We start from the raw sequence: 16258 nt of genomic DNA on the forward strand, positions 1-16258 counted from the left end.
CTGCTGTCATCCCACCCGCCGCACCGGGTAGGCAGTCCCCCATGACCACACAGATGCGCGAACCGGAGCAGAGCGGAACGCCGCAGGACGGGCCGACCGTCGCGGACATGGTGAAGGCCAACGAGGCCAACTGGGACGCCCGCACCCCCGTCCACGTCGCCAGCGAGTTCTACGGGCTGGACGGTTCCCGGACCGCCGAGGACTGGTTCGCCCCCTTCGAATGGCAGGACCTGGGCGACCTGCGGGGCCGCGACCTCCTCCACCTCCAGTGCCACCTCGGCACCGAGACCGCCGCCTTCGCCGACCGCGGCGCCCGCGCCACCGGCCTCGACTTCTCCGCCGCCGCCCTGACCGAGGCGCGCCGGCTCGCCGCCGACAGCGGCCGGGACGTCACCTTCGTCCACTCCGACGTCCACCGCGCACCCGAAGCGCTCGGCGACCGCCGCTTCGACGTGATCTACACCGGCAAGGGCGCCCTGTGCTACCTCCCCGACCTCACCGTCTGGGCCCGGATCATCGCCTCGCTGCTGCGCCCCGGCGGCATGCTCTACCTCGTCGAGTTCCATCCGCTGCTCGACGCGCTCGGCCCCACCCCGGACCCCGGCAACCAGGACCTGCTGCTGCGCCACGACTACCTCGCCGGACGCGGTCCGCTGCGCAGCGACAGTCCGCACACGTACACCGACGGCCCACCGCTCGCCGACGAGGGGGCGACGAGCTACGAATGGCGGCACGGCCTCGGCGAGGTCGTCTCGGCGGTCTCCGCCGCCGGGCTCCGCGTCGATGTGCTGCGGGAGACCGAGCAGGTCCCGTGGAAGCGGTTCGACACGATGGTGCCCGGCGACAACGGCTGGTGGCGGCTGCCGCCCTCGGAACCGATCGTCCCGATGCTCTACGCGCTGCGCGCCACGAAGGGCTGAGAGCGCGTGCCGGGCGCGCGCGGACGGGTTGCGTGCCGGGCCGCGCGTGCGGCGTCCGGTCTACCGGCGGCGGTAGACCGAACGCAGCACCGCCTCCTTGGCCGGGCCGTCGATCCGCCACTCCAGCCGCCAGACGTCCGGTCCGGTCACGGTGAACGTGCCGGCGTAGCGGTCGGCGGCGCACGGATGGACGGTGTGCCAGTGTCCGGTCCGCAGGTCGAGGTCGTGGAAGGGCCGGCCATCGGCGAACTCCACCTCGGCCGTGCCGTCGGGCCGGGGCCGCAGCCACAGCGTGCGCCCGGCCGGGTGGACCGCGTCCGCCCAGGTCAGTTCGCCCTCCTCGACGTGCAGCAGAGCGCCGTCCACGCCTTCGGGCCGGAACTCCGCGATGCCCCGGAAGCTGCCCTCGGCCCCGGCGCGTACGTCCAGGACACGGCGTTCGATGCTCCAGCGGCCGGTGAGGTAGGCCACGACATCGGGGACCGGACGGCAGGCGGAGGCGGTGGGGGACGGGGCGGGCGAGGGCTGCGGCCGGTTGCCGGGAGCGGTGGGCATGGCCCGATTCTCCCCCGCCCGCCGCGTGCCCGTCCCCTACGGGCCGCCGGGTGGCTGCCTCACGGGGCGCGCGGGGCGGCGGGCCCGGGAATCGCGGGGCGGGCGGGGCGGCGCGGGCCCCAGGTGACCGGCGCGCCCCGGGGCGGGCCGGTCGGGCGGCCCGGTCCCCCTACGGGTTGCCGCCACGGCGCTCAGGGGAAAGCCGGGGGTGCCGTGCCGTGCGGAGCGGCACCGCCGCGCCTACGCTCGGTACCGAGATCATCACCCGGGTGCGGACCGCCGGGCCGCGGTGGGCGGCGGCCGTACCCCGGCGGCAGGCGGTGCCCCGCCCGCCGCCGGCCTGGCGCGACAACCGGAGACCGGAGGCATCCCCATGCCGGACCTGTTCATCGGCGGCCGCTGGCGAGCAGCGGCCGACGGCCGGCGGCGCGAGATCCGCTGCCCGGCGGACGGCACCCTGGTCGCGACCGTCGACGAAGGCGGCCCCAAGGACGCGGCCGCCGCCGTCGGCGCCGCCCGCACCGCGTTCGACGACGGTCCCTGGCCGGGCACGCCCGCCGCCGAGCGCGGCGCGCTGCTGCTGCGCGTCGCCGATCTGCTGGTGCGCGACACCGAGGCGCTGGCCCGCGCCGAATCGCTGGACACCGGCAAACGGCTGGTGGAGAGCGTCTACGACATGGGCGACATCGCCAACTGCTTCCGCTACTTCGGCAACCTCACGGCGTCGGGCTCCCCCGACCGGGTGGTGGACACCGGACAGCCGGAGATCGAGAGCACCGTCCGCCATGAGCCGGTCGGTGTCTGCGCGCTGATCACCCCGTGGAACTACCCGCTGCTCCAGACGGCGTGGAAGGTCGCCCCCGCGCTGGGTGCCGGGAACACCTTCGTCCTCAAGCCCAGCGAGCTGACGCCGCACACCGCGGTCCATCTGATGCGGCTGCTGGCCGAGGCGGGGCTGCCGGACGGCGCGGCCAACCTCGTCCTGGGCACCGGCCCGCTCGTCGGCGCCCCGCTGACCGAGGACCCCCGGGTGGACCTGGTGTCCTTCACCGGCGGTCTGGTCACCGGGCGCCGGATCATGGCCGCGGCCGCCCCCACCGTCAAGAAGATCGCCCTGGAGCTGGGCGGCAAGAACCCCAACATCGTCTTCGCCGACGCCGAGTTCGACACCGCGGTGGACCACGCGCTGACCGCGGTCTTCCTCCACTCCGGCCAGGTCTGTTCGGCGGGCGCCCGGCTCCTCGTCGAGAACAGCCTGCACGACCGTTTCGTCGACGAATTGGTGGTCCGCGCCCGGCGGATCCCGCTCGGCGGCCCCTTCGACGAGCACGCCCGTACCGGCCCGCTGATCTCCGCGGCGCACCGCGACAAGGTCGCGGCGTACGTCGCCACGGGGCTCTCCGAGGGCGCCGTGCTGCGCTGCGGCGGCGGGCCACCGCAGGACCCGGCGCTGCGCGACGGCTTCTACTACCTGCCGACGGTGCTGGACGAATGCACCCCCGACATGTCGGTGATCCACGACGAGTCGTTCGGGCCGGTGCTGACCGTCGAGCGGTTCCGTGACGAGGACGAGGCGGTCCGGCTCGCCAACGACACGGTGTACGGCCTGGCCGGCGCGGTCTGGACGCAGGACGCCGGGAAGGCTCACCGTGTGGCCGGCCGGCTACGGGCCGGCACGGTCTGGATCAACGATTTCCATCCGTACGTCCCGCAGGCCGAATGGGGCGGCATGAAGCAGTCCGGTGTCGGACGGGAGCTGGGGCCCGCGGGTCTCGCCGAGTATCAGGAGGCCAAGCACGTGTGGCGGAACACCGCGCCCCGGCCGCAGAGGTGGTTCGAGTGAGCGAGGCGGGTTCGCCGCGCCCCGGCACCCGGGACGACGGCACACATGACGACGACTCACTTGCCGAGTTCGGCTACAAACCGGAGCTGAAGCGGACCCTCGGCAACTTCCACACCTTCGCCGCCGGTATCAGCTACATCTCCATCCTCACCGGCACTTTCCAGCTGTTCTACTTCGGCGTCAGCCACGGCGGCCCGGCGTACTGGTGGTCGTGGCCGATGGTGTTCTGCGGGCAGCTGATGGTCGCCCTGTGCTTCTGCGAGCTGGCCGCGCGCTATCCGGTGGCCGGATCGATCTACAACTGGGCGAAGCGGCTCGGCGGTCCGCACGCGGGCTGGCTCGGCGGCTGGATGATGCTCACCGCCACCATGGTGTCGCTGGCCGCGGTGGCGCTGGCGTATCAGGTGACGCTGCCGCAGATCTCCTCGTGGTTCCAGTTCATCGGTGACGGCACCGGCAAGACCGACGCCGCCGCCAACGCCGTGCTGCTGGGCAGCATCCTCATCCTCTTCACCACGCTGGTGAACGCCTTCGGCGTCAAGCTGATGGCGCGCATCAACTCCGCCGGTGTCGCCATCGAACTGATCGCGGCGATCGTGCTGATCGTCCTGCTCGCCGCGCACATCACCCGCGGTCCGGCCGCGGTGACCAACACCTTCGGCAGGGGCGCCGGGGAGAACCTCGGCTATTTCGGCGCCTTCCTGACCGCGTCACTCGCCTCCGCGTACGTCATGTACGGCTTCGACACCGCGTCCTCGCTGGGCGAGGAGTCCAAGGACCCCGGCCGCAACGCCCCCCGGGCCATCCTCCGGGCACTGACCGCCTCGTTCCTCATCGGCGGTCTGATCCTCCTCTTCGCCCTTCTCGCCGTGCCCGATCTGCGCGCCGAGGAGCTGTCCGTGGACGGCCTCCAGTACGTGGTGCTCTCCACGCTGGGCTCGACGATGGGCCAGATCGTCCTGTGGTGCGTGGTCATCGCGATCACCGTCTGCGAACTGGCGGTGCACACCGCGGGTATCCGCCTCGCCTTCGCCATGGCCCGCGACAACAATCTCCCCGCCGCGTCCCTGCTGGCGAAGGTCAGTCCGCGGTTCCAGACCCCGGTCCTGCCGGCGATCGTGATCGGCCTGGTGGGCGTCGCGATCCTGCTGATCAACGTCAACCAACCGCAGATCTTCTCGGTGATCACCAGCATCGCGATCATCATGATCTACCTGGCGTATCTGATGGTGACCGTCCCGATGCTGATCCAGCGCCTCCGGGGCCGCTGGACCCCGGCCGAGGGCAAGTTCTCCCTGGGCCGCTTCGGCCTCCCCGTCAACATCCTCGCCGTCCTCTGGGGCCTGGCGATGTCCGTGAACCTCGCCTGGCCCCGCGCCGCCGTCTACAACGCGACGGGCCCCCAGCACTGGTACCTCCGCTGGGGCGCCTTCCTCTTCATCGGCATCGTCGCCGGCGGCGGCTTCCTCTACTACTGGCTCGTCCAACGCAAACGCACGGGGGTGCTGGAGGGCCATGCGGCGGGGTCGTGACCACGACTCCCCGCCGCGCCGGGCTCCCCGGCGCCGGTCCCTCCGCACGGTGAAACGAAGAGAAGGCCCCAGTCTCACGACTGGGGCCTTCAGCTGTGTCCGAGGGGGGACTTGAACCCCCACGCCCGATAAAGGGCACTAGCACCTCAAGCTAGCGCGTCTGCCATTCCGCCACCCGGACAAGGTGTGGTCTTCGCGGGGTGTTCCCCGCGGCGACATGGACAACAATACCAAGGTTTCGGAGCGCCTTTCACCTGCGTATCCGCTGGATAGATCGGCGCAGAGCGGCATGGAAGGGACGTAACGTTCGCGGAGGGTTGGCGACCTCGTCCGCCTCAGGCGTCACAGGTGGCACCTCCCGGCCCCGTACCGCTCGACGGCGCCGGCCGCGCCTTTCCCCGGCGGCGACCCGGGCATGACCAATCCTTGGTGCGATCGCGGCTCATTGCCCCCTGGACAGCGGACGGGCGATGCGGGATAACGGGTTCATACAGTATTCGTCGACTGTATGCAATCTACGTCCGACCACGTCGGGGGCCGTCCGCGGGCGGCCCCGCGAAAGGGAGCGATGCCCCATGCCCGAGGACGCGCGGGAACTCATCTCCGGCGGGCACCTGGTCGCGAAGGCGCTCAAGGCGGAAGGGGTGGACGTCGTCTACACCCTCTGCGGCGGGCACATCATCGATATCTACGACGGCTGCGTCGATGAGGGCATCGACGTCATCGACGTACGCCATGAGCAGGTCGCCGCGCACGCCGCCGACGGGTACGCGCGGATCACCGGGAAGCCCGGGTGTGCGGTGGTCACCGCCGGGCCCGGGACCACCGACGCCGTCACGGGGGTCGCCAACGCCTTCCGGGCGGAGTCGCCGATGCTGCTGATCGGCGGGCAGGGGGCGCGCACCCAGCACAAGATGGGGTCGCTCCAGGACCTGCCGCACGTCGACATGATGGCGCCGATCACCAAGTTCGCGGCGACCGTGCCGGACACCGCGCGCGCCGCCGACATGGTCTCGATGGCGTTCCGCGAGTGCTACCACGGCGCCCCCGGACCGTCGTTCCTGGAGATCCCGCGGGACGTGCTCGATGCCGAAGTGCCCCGGGAGCGGGCGCGGGTGCCGGAGGCGGGGCGGTACCGGGCCTCGACGCGGTCGCCGGGCGATCCGGACGATGTGCAGAAGCTCGCCGACCTGCTGGCGCGGGCCGAGCGGCCGGCGATCTTGCTGGGCAGCCAGGTCTGGACGACGCGGGCCACCGACGCCGCCGTCGCACTGGTGCGGGCGCTGAACGTTCCCGCGTACATGAACGGTGCCGGGCGCGGGACGCTGCCGCCCGGGGATCCGCACCACTTCCAGCTGTCACGGCGGCACGCCTTCTCACGGGCCGATGTGATCGTGATCGTCGGGACGCCGTTCGACTTCCGGATGGGGTACGGCAAGCGGCTGTCGCCGGACGCGACCGTCGTACAGATCGATCTGGACTACCGGACCGTCGGCAAGAACCGCGATGTGGATCTGGGGATCGTGGGCGATGCGGGGCTGGTGCTCACCGCCGTCGCCGAGGCCGCATCCGGGCAGACGGCGGGCGGCTCCGTCCGGCGCAAGGAGTGGCTGGAGGAGCTGCGGGCGGTCGAGCGCGCCGCGGTGGAGAAGCGGCTGCCGCAGCTGCGCTCCAACGCGCATCCGATCCACCCGTACCGGCTGGTCAGCGAGATCAACGACTTTCTGACCGAGGACTCGGTCTACATCGGGGACGGCGGCGACATCGTCACCTTCTCCGGGCAGGTGGTGCAGCCGAAGGCGCCGGGGCACTGGATGGACCCGGGGCCGCTGGGGACGCTCGGCGTCGGGGTGCCGTTCGTGATGGCGGCGAAGCAGGCGCGGCCGGAGAAGGAGGTCGTGGCGCTCTTCGGGGACGGCGCGTTCTCGCTGACCGGCTGGGACTTCGAGACGCTGGTCCGCTTCGACCTGCCGTTCGTCGGGATCGTCGGCAACAACTCCTCGATGAACCAGATCCGTTACGGCCAGCGCGCCAAGTACGGCGACGCGCGGGAGCGCGTCGGCAACACCCTCGGCGATGTGCCGTACGACAAGTTCGCGCGGATGCTCGGCGGCTACGGCGAGGAGGTGCGCGATCCGGCGCAGATCCGGCCGGCGCTCCAGCGGGCGCGGGAGAGCGGCAAGCCGTCGCTGATCAATGTGTGGGTGGATCCGGACGCCTACGCCCCCGGAACGATGAACCAGACGATGTACAAGTGAGGTGAACCCGTCGTGACCAAGGCACTTGAGGGCGTCCGCGTCCTCGACATGACGCATGTGCAGTCCGGGCCCTCCGCCACGCAGCTGCTGGCCTGGCTCGGTGCGGACGTGGTCAAGCTGGAGGCGACCGGTGGGGACATCACGCGGCGGCAGCTGCGCGATGTGCCGGACGCCGACTCCCTGTACTTCACGATGCTCAACTGCAACAAGCGGAGCATCACCCTCAACACCAAGAGCCCGCGCGGCAAGGAGCTGCTCACCGAACTGATCGCCCGCAGCGACGTCCTGGTGGAGAACTTCGGCCCCGGCGCCGTCGACCGGATGGGCTTCCCCTGGGAGCGCGTGAAGGAGATCAACCCGCGGCTGATCTACGCCTCCATCAAGGGCTTCGGCGACGGCCCGTACACCGCGTACAAGGCGTACGAGGTGGTGGCGCAGGCGATGGGCGGGGCGATGGCGACGACCGGGTTCGAGGACGGGCCGCCGCTGGCGACCGGGGCGCAGATCGGCGACTCCGGGACCGGTGTGCACTGCGTCGCGGGCATCCTCGCCGCGCTCTACCAGCGCGAACGCACCGGGCGCGGGCAGCGGGTGAACGTCGCGATGCAGCACGCGGTGTTGAACCTGTGCCGGGTCAAGCTCCGCGATCAGCAGCGGCTGGCGCACGGTGCGCTGGCCGAGTACCCGAACGAGAGCTTCGGCGACACCGTGCCCCGCAGCGGGAACGCCAGCGGCGGCGGGCAGCCCGGCTGGGCGGTGCGATGCGCGCCGGGCGGGCCCAACGACTACGTGTACGTGATCGTGCAGCCGGTCGGCTGGCGGCCGCTGACCGAGCTGATCGGCCGTCCGGAGCTGGCGGACGATCCGGAGTGGGCGACGCCCGAGGCGCGGCTGCCGAAACTGGCGAAGATGTTCCAGCTGATCGAGGAGTGGAGCGCCACGCTGCCCAAGTGGGAGGTGCTGGAGCGGCTCAACGCCCGCAACGTCCCGTGCGGTCCGGTGCTCTCGCCGAAGGAGCTGATCGAGGACGCGTCGCTGGTCGCCGACGGGATGGTGGTGCGCGTCGACCATCCCGAGCGCGGCACGTTCACCACCGTCGGCTCCCCGCTGAAGCTGTCCGACTCCCCCGTCGAGATCGACCGTTCGCCGCTGCTGGGCGAGCACAACCAGGAGGTGTACGGCGGCGAGTTGGGGCTCGCCGACGAGGAACTGCGGCTGCTCAAGGCGAACGGAGTGATCTGATGGCGGAGCGTGAGGAAGCCACGGGCCGGGCGGAGACGGTGCGGGCGGTGCTGGCCGCGGCGCGGGCCGAGGGGCGTACGGCGCTGACGGCGCCCGAGGGCCGGCGGGTGGCCGGCGCGTACGGCATCGCGACCCCGGCGGAGGGGCTGGCAAAGACCGCGGACGACGCGGTGGCGCTGGCGGACCGGATCGGATTCCCGGTGGCGTTGAAGATCGTCTCGCCGGACATCGTGCACAAGACGGAGGCGGGCGGGGTACGGACCGCGCTGGCGTCCGCCGCCGAGGTGCGCGCCGCCTTCTGCGACATCGTGCGGAGCGCGACGGCGCACTCCCCAAGGGCGCGGATCGACGGGGTGCTGGTCCAGGAGATGGTCACCGGGGGCCAGGAGGTGATCGTCGGGGCGGTGACGGATCCGACGTTCGGGAAGGTGGTGGCGTTCGGGCTCGGCGGGGTGCTGGTGGAGGCGCTGGGCGATGTCACGTTCCGGCTGGCGCCCGCGAGCGGAGCGGACGCCGCGTCGATGCTGGACTCGATCCGGGCGGCGAAGGTGCTGCGCGGGGTGCGGGGCGCGCCGCCGGTGGACCGCGCGGCGCTGACCGACCTGATCGTGCGGACGTCCGAACTCGCCGCGGACTTCCCGGAGATCGCGGAGATCGACCTCAACCCGGTGTTCGCGGCGGCGGACGGGGTGTGCGCCGCCGATGTGCGGATCCTGCTGGCACAGAGCCCGCCGGTGGAGCGGCCGCGGCGTTCGCGGGAGGAGATCCTGACCGCGATGGAGCGGTTGATGCGGCCGCGGTCGGTGGCGGTGATCGGGGCGTCGGCGGCGCCCGGCAAGATCGGGAACTCGGTGATGCGCAACCTCATCGACGGCGGTTTCCCCGGCGAGATCCACCCGGTGCACCCGAAGGCCGACGACATCCTGGGCCGCAAGGCGTACCGCTCGGTGCGGGAGGTGCCCGGTGAGGTCGATGTGGCGGTGTTCGCGATACCGGCGCCGCTGGTGCCCGCGGCCCTGGAGGAGGCCGGCCGCAAGGGCATCCCGAACGCCGTGCTGATCCCGTCCGGCTTCGCCGAGACCGGCGAACACGCCCTCCAGGAACGGCTGGTCGCGATCGGCGAGAAGTACGGCATCCGGCTGCTGGGCCCGAACATCTACGGCTACTACTCCACCTGGCAGGACCTCTGCGCCACCTTCTGCACCCCGTACGACGTACGCGGCGGGACGGCGCTGACCTCGCAGTCCGGCGGGATCGGGATGGCGATCCTGGGCTTCGCGCGGGCCACCGGGACGGGCGTGTCGGCCATCGTCGGCCTCGGCAACAAGGCGGATGTCGACGAGGACGATCTGCTCACCTACTTCGCCCAGGACGAGCGCACCGACTGTGTGGCGATGCATCTGGAGGATCTGAAGGACGGCCGGGCGTTCGTGGCGGCGGCGCGGGCGACGGTGCCGCACAAACCGGTGGTGGTGCTGAAGGCGGGGCGGACCGGCGCGGGCGCGCGGGCCGCCGGTTCCCACACCGGGGCGCTGGCCGGGGACGACGCGGTGTACGACGACATCCTGCGGCAGGCGGGCGTGATCCGGGCGCCGGGCCTGGCGGAGATGCTGGAGTACGCGCGGGCGCTGCCGGTGCTGCCCGCGCCCGCCGGGGACAACGTCGTGGTGATCACCGGCGCGGGCGGTTCCGGGGTGCTGCTGTCGGACGCGATCGTCGACAACGGGCTGCGGCTGATGGACATCCCCGCCGATCTCGACGCGGCGTTCCGGCGGTTCATCCCGCCGTTCGGGGCGGCCGGGAACCCGGTGGACATCACGGGCGGCGAGCCGCCGTCGACGTACGAGGCGACGATCCGGCTGGGCCTTGCGGACCCGCGTATCCATGCGCTGGTGCTCGGCTACTGGCACACGCTCGTCACCCCGCCGATGGTCTTCGCCGAGCTGACGGCGCGGCTGGTCGCGGAGTTCCGGGCGCGCGGGATCGAGAAGCCGGTGGTGGCGTCGCTGGCCGGGGACACCGAGGTCGAGGAGGCGTGCGCGTATCTCTTCGCGCGGGGCGTGGTGGCGTACCCGTACACGACGGAGAAGCCGGTGGCGGTGCTCGGGGCGAAGTACCGCTGGGCGCGGGCCGCGGGGAAACTCCCGTGAACGCGGCCACGGGGGCGGACGGAGCACGGACAGGGGGGAGCTGACGGCAGCCATGCGACGGGCAGGGGACGGACGATGAGCACGGAGACGGAACGGGACGGCAACGAGGACGGCACAGGCGGGAACGGGGGCGACAAGAGCGGGTCCGGCCGGCGGATCCGGTACCGCGACGTGACGGACGGCGAAGGGCGCGTCTACCGGATCGGCGAGAGCGACCGGGAGCTGCTGGGCCACTCGCGCAAACTGATGGTGTATCTGCCGTGGATCGCGATGATGGCGATCAGCGTGTCGGAGTACGCCTACGGCTCCGCCGAGGACACCCTCTCGCGGGCGCACGGCTGGTCGCAGAGCGACACCTTCTGGATTCTGAGCGTCTGGGTGTTCTTCCAGGCGGGCATCGCCTTCCCGGCGGGGTGGTTACGGGAGCGGGGACTGCTCACCGCGCGGTGGGCGATGTATCTCGGCTCGGCGCTGTGCCTGGTGGGCTTCACGGCGCTGGCCCATCTGGACAGTGTGGCGCTGGCGCTCTGCGGTTTCGGGGTGGTCGGCGGGCTGGGCTCCGGGCTGATCTACGCGACCTGCATCAACATGGTCGGCAAGTGGTTCCCGGAGCGGCGGGGCGCGAAGACCGGCTTCGTCAACGGCGGCTTCGCCTACGGCGCGCTGCCGTTCATCTTCCTCTTCAACTACGCCTTCGACACCTCCGACTACGTCGAGGTGCTGGACCTCATCGGGGTGTACGTCCTGGTCGTGGTGGCGGCCTGTGCGTGGTTCTTCCGGGATCCGCCGCCCAACTGGTGGCCGGCGCACATCGCACCGCCGACCGGGGCGCCGGAGGGCGCCGTGCCGGTGGCCGGCGACCGGCGGAGCGCGGCGAGTCTGGCGAAGAACCCGCCCGCGGTACGGCAGTTCACGCCGAAGGAGGCGCTGCGCAGCGGGATGCTGCCGCTGATGTGGCTGGCGGTCGTGCTGACCGCCGGGGTGTCGATCTTCGGGATCTCGTTCCAGGTGGACTACGCCCGCGAGGTCGGCTTCGGGCCGCTGGTGGCGGCGTCGTCGATGGGGGTGATGTCCGTCGTCAACGGCGTCGGGCGGGCCGTCGTGGGATGGCTGTCGGACCTGTGGGGCCGCAGGACGACGCTGGTCGCCGTCATCGTCGTCCTCGGGCTGGCGCAGTTCGGGGTGATCTGGGCGGGGCACATCCACAGCCAGTGGCTGTTCCTCCTCTTCGCCTTCCTCTCCGGCTTCGGCGGCGGCGCGTTCTACCCGCTGTTCGCGACGCTGACCCCGGACTACTTCGGCGAGAACTACAACGCCACCAACTACGGCCTGGTCTACAGCGGCAAGCTGATCAGCGGACTGTTCGGCGGCGGGCTCGGCTCGATGGTGGTGGGCGCCTGGGGGTACGACGGCGCCTACGCGCTGGCCGGCGGGGTCTCGCTGCTGGCGGCCGGCTGCACGCTGCTGCTCCGGCAGCCGGGCCGGACACGCCCGGGGGCGGCGGTCGCCGGCGGGCGGGCCGTCAGCCGCGAGCTGATCTGAGACGGACCCGGCGTACGGGGGCGGGCGGTGCCGAGGGGCGCCGCCCGCTCCGGTCAGCCGTCGGCGGGGGTGGCCGGCGCCTCGTGGGTGCCCTCGGCGATGGCGCGGTGGTGGCGGACCACCTCGCTGATGATGAAGTTGAGGAACTTCTCGGCGAACGCCGGGTCGAGGCGGGCGTCGGTGGCGAGCCGGCGCAGCCGCTCGATCTGGGCGGCCTCACGGGTCGGGTCGGCGGGCGGCAGACTGTGCCGGGCCTTCAACTCGCCGACCTGCTGGGTGCACTTGAACCGCTCGGCGAGCAGATGCACCAGCGCGGCGTCGAGATTGTCGATGCTGCTGCGCAGGTGGAGCAGCCGCTCCCGGGCCGCCCGGTCGGAGACGGCCGCCGCCTCGCCGGTCTCGGGTGCGCTCTCCTCGCTCATACGTCTCTCGCCATTCGTCATCGGTGGTGCGTGATCGGATGCAGATTACCGGTCCGCCGCGCCCACCGGTCGGGGTGTCTCGGGGACCGGAACGGCCGGGGTGACGTGGGACGACGCCCCGGAACGGCGGGGGTGGGGCTTCCGGGCGGCGGCGGGGCCGGGGCCCGGCGCGGGCCGGACGCCCCAGGGCCGGGAGACGCACCGGGGCGGGCCGGGGCCCCGGGCCCGCCGGTCAGCCGTTCAGGCGGTCAGACGGTCAGCCGCGGTGCCCGTCCGGCCCGCTCTCCCGCTCCCGCTCGTGGTACGTACGGCGGGTGTGCTCGGTGTGGGCGCGCATCACGGCGGTGGCGCGGGCCTCGTCGCGGTCGGCGATGGCGGCGATCAGCTCACGGTGCTCGATCCAGGACTGGGCGCCGCGCTGCCGGGCCACCGGGGTGTAGTACCAGCGCACCCGGCGGCCGACCTGCTCGGCCAGCTCGGCGAGGACGGTGTTGCCGGCCAGCTCCATCACCTTGGCGTGGAACGCGGCGTTTGCCGCCACCGCGCCGTCCACGTCGTCCTCACGCACCGCCCGCTCACCGGTGACGCACAGCTCCTCCAGCGCGGCGATACCGGGCGATCCGGTGTGCGCGGCGGCCAGCCGGGCGGCCTCGGCCTCCAGCAGCGTACGGACCGTCAGCAGCTGGTCGGCCTCCTCCTCGGTCGGCTCGTGGACGAACGCGCCCTGGGCGGGCCGCAGATCGACCCAGCCGTCGGTGTTGAGCCGCTGGAGCGCCTCCCGGACCGGCTGCCGGGAGACGCCGAGGTGCCCGGCGAGTTCGCTCTCCACCAGGTGGGCCCCGGGGCGCAGGGCGCGGGTGGTGATGAGTTCGAGCAGCGTCTCGTAGACCCGCTCGCGCAGCGGGCCGGGCCGTTCGAGCTTCGGGACGGCTCCGTGCGGCAGTCCGCTGGACAGCATCGGTCCCCCTTGGTGTGGTGGCCGGGCGTGCCTCCGGGAGGCGCCTGACGGCCTATTGGCTATCGTCTACAGTTTACCGAGTACGTTGCCCGGTTGTACCCGTCCCGCCGTACCGGCAACCGGCGGCCCGCCCCGGGGAGCGCCCCCGGGCACGGGGCGCGGGACGTACGGCCGGGCCGCAGCACGACGGGTGGAGGCAGACATGGGACGGGTCACCGAACGGCGCCGCGTCATCCGCGTACGGGAGGGGGCCACCGGCACCCGGCCGGACACCCTGGTCGTCGAGGAGCCGCTGGAGATCCGGCTGAACGGCAACCCGCTGGCGATCACCATGCGCACCCCGGGCGACGACTTCGCGCTCGCGGCCGGTTTCCTGGTCAGCGAGGGCGTCCTGGCCTCCGCCGCGGAGCTGGCGAACATCGTCTACTGCGCGGGCGCCACCGACGACGGCGCGAACACCTACAACGTCGTCGACGTCCGCCTCGCGCCCGGTGTCCCGGTGCCGGACATCTCCCTGGAGCGGAATGTCTACACCTCGTCGTCGTGCGGACTGTGCGGCAAGGCGAGCCTGGAGTCGGTGCGGACCACCGCGCGCTGGGCGCCGGACAGCCTCCCGGGCCCCGGGGTCCGCCTCACTCCGGCGACACTGAGCACCTTCCCCGACCGGTTGCGCGCCGCCCAGCGGGTCTTCGACCGCACGGGCGGGCTGCACGCGGCGGCGCTGTTCACCGCGGACGGCGAACTGCTGGACGTACGCGAGGACGTCGGGCGGCACAACGCGGTGGACAAGGTCGTCGGGCGGGCGCTCCAGGACGACCGGCTGCCGCTGTCGTCGTGTGTGCTGATGGTCTCCGGCCGGGCCTCCTTCGAGCTGGCGCAGAAGGCGGTGATGGCCGGGATCCCCGTCCTCGCCGCCGTCTCCGCGCCGTCGTCCCTCGCCGTCGATCTGGCCACTGAGACGGACCTGACGCTGGTCGGCTTCCTCCGCGGCAGCTCGATGAACGTCTACGCGGGCGCCCACCGGCTCGGCCTCGGCGAGGCGGTCGCCGGGGGCTGAGGCGGGGCGGGTCCGCCAGCGGCGGACCGTCAGCCGCTGCCCTTTCCTTCCGCGGCGGCGCCGTCGGCCGGGCGGACGATCCGGGTGAGCAGGTCGATCAGCTGCTCGCGTTCGGCCGGGGTCAGGGCGGCGGTCAGTTCGGCGTTGGCCCGGTCACCGAGCCGCTGAGTGCGGCGCAGTCGGCGCAGCCCCTCCGCGGAGACCTCGACGGCGTTCTTCCGCCGGTCGCGGGGGTCGGGCGTGCGGGTGACCAACCCGTCGCGTTGCAGGTCGCCGACGGCCGTGACCATGTCCTTCGGGTCGATGCCCAGGGTGCGCCCCAGCTCCGCCTGGGAGACCGGGCCCAGTTCGGCGACGGCGCTGAGCACGGCGTGGTGCATCATCCGCATGCCCTCGGCGGCGAGCGCCTCGGCGACCAGCCGGTGCCCGCGGGCGGCGGCCCGGCCCAGCAGCCAGCTCGGCAGCGCGCGGATGCGACGTGGGACGTACGGAGTGTCGGCCATGCCTCCACGGTAGCGCCGTTCCGTGGGCTCCCCAACGGAAAACCGTTGGCGCTACCCACGATTTCGCCTACTGTTGGGCCACCCAACGTTGCGCTCCCCTTCCGCCCCTTCCGCCTTCCTGGAGGTACCCGTATGCGCCGCGTCCGCTTCCACTCCCACGGCGGCCCCGAGGTCCTGCGCGTCGAGGAGGCCGAGCCTCCGGTGCCGGGCCCCGGCGACCTGCTGGTCCGACCCGAGGCGATCGGCGTGACCCTGCCGATGGTGCGCCGGGTGCGCGGCGGCGGGCCGCTGCCCGGACTGCCCGGCGACGAGTTGGCCGGGGAGGTCGTCGCGCTCGGCCCGGAAACCTCCGGCTTCGCCGTCGGGGACCGCGTCGCCGCCCTCGGCCACCCCGGCGCGTACGCCGAACTCGCCCTCGCCCCGGCCCGGATGGCCTCCCGCGTCCCCGACGGGGTGGACGCCGCACAGGCCGTCGCGCTGATCCGGGGCGGACATGTGGCACTGGCCGCGCTCGACACCGCGGCGCTCCGGGGCGGCGAGTCGGTGCTGATCACCGCCGCGGCGGGCGCCACCGGCCACCTCGCCGTCCAACTCGCCAAGCTCCAGGGCGCCTCCCGCGTCGTCGCCGCCGTCGGCACCCCCGAGAAGGCGGCGTTCGTCCGGGCGCTCGGCGCCGACGAGGCCGTCACCTACGACCGGGAGTCCTGGGGCCCGCCGGTCGATGTCGTCCTGGACGGCGCCGGCGGCGAGTTGCTGCCGCGCGCGCTCGGCGCACTGGCACCGGGCGGCCGCCTGATCTACTTCAGCTCCGGCGGCGGCACCCTCCCCGCGCATGACCTGCTGGCCGGGGCGAAGACCGTGACCGGGATGACGATGCATCACTTCGCCACCACCCGGCCGGAGCGGTACGCGGAGCACCGCGCGCGGCTCTGGGAGCTGGCGGCGTCCGGCCGCCTGCGGGCCGCGATCCACACCGAACTGCCACTGGGCGAAGCGGCGGCGGCCCACCGCCTGATCGAAGCGCGCGCGAACCTGGGGAAGGTCGTGCTCCGGCCCGACGCGGCGCGGGGCTTCGACACGGCGGGGGACTCCGGCGCGGCGGGGTGACAGCCCGGGGAGAGGGACTGCCGGACGCCGGGACGTGGAGCCCGTCAGGCCCGGCGCCGGGAGGCGGGGCCGGCTCCCGCCCTCCGGCACGGCGGCACACCGGCCGGGACTCCGGCCCCGGCACCGCCCGGCGCGGGAGCCGCATGAGCCCCGGGCGACGCGGCGATCG

Annotated in this window: 13 protein-coding genes and 1 tRNA gene; 9 read left to right on the top strand and 5 right to left on the bottom strand. The window is 72.8% G+C overall.

The window, feature by feature from the left end; all coding sequences use genetic code 11:
- Positions 1-41 precede the first annotated feature (41 nt).
- Entirely contained in the window at positions 42-920 is an 879-nt protein-coding gene (locus ACZ4M8_RS23610) for a class I SAM-dependent methyltransferase (protein ID WP_467610392.1), read from the top strand.
- Between the two features lie 60 nt (positions 921-980).
- On the opposite strand, the gene ACZ4M8_RS23615 is transcribed toward ACZ4M8_RS23610, so the two are convergent.
- Complete coding sequence (locus tag ACZ4M8_RS23615) at positions 981-1475, bottom strand: DUF6314 family protein (protein ID WP_467610394.1); 495 nt, start codon at positions 1473-1475, stop codon at positions 981-983.
- A gap of 373 nt (positions 1476-1848) precedes the next feature.
- Here ACZ4M8_RS23615 and ACZ4M8_RS23620 point away from each other — a divergent pair, with 373 nt between their 5' ends.
- Complete coding sequence (locus ACZ4M8_RS23620; protein WP_467610396.1) at positions 1849-3318, top strand: aldehyde dehydrogenase family protein; 1470 nt, start codon at positions 1849-1851, stop codon at positions 3316-3318.
- A complete protein-coding gene (locus tag ACZ4M8_RS23625) occupies positions 3306-4850 on the top strand; it encodes an APC family permease (protein WP_467610618.1) in 1545 nt (514 codons plus the stop codon). The genes ACZ4M8_RS23620 and ACZ4M8_RS23625 overlap by 13 nt, the downstream gene beginning before the upstream one ends.
- Positions 4851-4946: 96 nt before the next feature.
- On the opposite strand, the gene ACZ4M8_RS23630 is transcribed toward ACZ4M8_RS23625, so the two are convergent.
- Positions 4947-5031 (bottom strand) — tRNA-Leu (locus ACZ4M8_RS23630).
- 394 nt (positions 5032-5425) lie between these two features.
- On the opposite strand from ACZ4M8_RS23630, the gene ACZ4M8_RS23635 reads away from it, so the two are divergent.
- The 4 genes from ACZ4M8_RS23635 to ACZ4M8_RS23650 all read left to right on the top strand — a co-directional run bounded on the left by ACZ4M8_RS23635 (position 5426) and on the right by ACZ4M8_RS23650 (position 12042).
- On the top strand, positions 5426-7108 hold the full coding sequence (locus ACZ4M8_RS23635; RefSeq protein ID WP_467610398.1) for a thiamine pyrophosphate-binding protein: 1683 nt from the start codon (positions 5426-5428) through the stop codon (positions 7106-7108).
- A gap of 12 nt (positions 7109-7120) precedes the next feature.
- Positions 7121-8350, top strand: a complete 1230-nt coding sequence (frc, locus tag ACZ4M8_RS23640; RefSeq protein WP_467610400.1) for a formyl-CoA transferase — start codon at positions 7121-7123, stop codon at positions 8348-8350.
- Entirely contained in the window at positions 8350-10500 is a 2151-nt protein-coding gene (locus ACZ4M8_RS23645) for an acetate--CoA ligase family protein (RefSeq protein ID WP_467610402.1), read from the top strand. Before frc ends, ACZ4M8_RS23645 begins: the two co-directional genes overlap by 1 nt.
- Before the next feature lie 171 nt (positions 10501-10671).
- Positions 10672-12042, top strand: a complete 1371-nt coding sequence (locus ACZ4M8_RS23650; RefSeq protein ID WP_467610620.1) for an OFA family MFS transporter — start codon at positions 10672-10674, stop codon at positions 12040-12042.
- A 53-nt stretch (positions 12043-12095) separates the two neighbouring features.
- Here the strand turns inward: ACZ4M8_RS23650 and ACZ4M8_RS23655 are convergent, their stop codons facing one another.
- Together ACZ4M8_RS23655 and ACZ4M8_RS23660 are read right to left on the bottom strand one after the other, a co-directional pair.
- Complete coding sequence (locus tag ACZ4M8_RS23655; RefSeq protein WP_467610404.1) at positions 12096-12464, bottom strand: chorismate mutase; 369 nt, start codon at positions 12462-12464, stop codon at positions 12096-12098.
- A 256-nt stretch (positions 12465-12720) separates the two neighbouring features.
- On the bottom strand, positions 12721-13422 hold the full coding sequence (locus tag ACZ4M8_RS23660) for a GntR family transcriptional regulator (RefSeq protein WP_467610406.1): 702 nt from the start codon (positions 13420-13422) through the stop codon (positions 12721-12723).
- 202 nt (positions 13423-13624) lie between these two features.
- On the opposite strand from ACZ4M8_RS23660, the gene fdhD reads away from it, so the two are divergent.
- The gene (fdhD, locus tag ACZ4M8_RS23665; protein ID WP_467610408.1) at positions 13625-14479 is read left to right on the top strand and encodes a formate dehydrogenase accessory sulfurtransferase FdhD; all 855 of its coding nucleotides are present in this window, start codon (positions 13625-13627) and stop codon (positions 14477-14479) included.
- Positions 14480-14508: 29 nt separating this feature from the next.
- Here fdhD and ACZ4M8_RS23670 read toward each other — a convergent pair whose 3' ends face one another.
- Positions 14509-14982, bottom strand: a complete 474-nt coding sequence (locus ACZ4M8_RS23670; protein ID WP_467610410.1) for a MarR family winged helix-turn-helix transcriptional regulator — start codon at positions 14980-14982, stop codon at positions 14509-14511.
- Positions 14983-15114: 132 nt separating this feature from the next.
- Here ACZ4M8_RS23670 and ACZ4M8_RS23675 point away from each other — a divergent pair, with 132 nt between their 5' ends.
- The gene (locus ACZ4M8_RS23675; RefSeq protein WP_467610412.1) at positions 15115-16089 is read left to right on the top strand and encodes a quinone oxidoreductase family protein; all 975 of its coding nucleotides are present in this window, start codon (positions 15115-15117) and stop codon (positions 16087-16089) included.
- Positions 16090-16258 lie beyond the last annotated feature (169 nt).

Source organism: Streptomyces sp. NPDC027185, assembly GCF_055567035.1.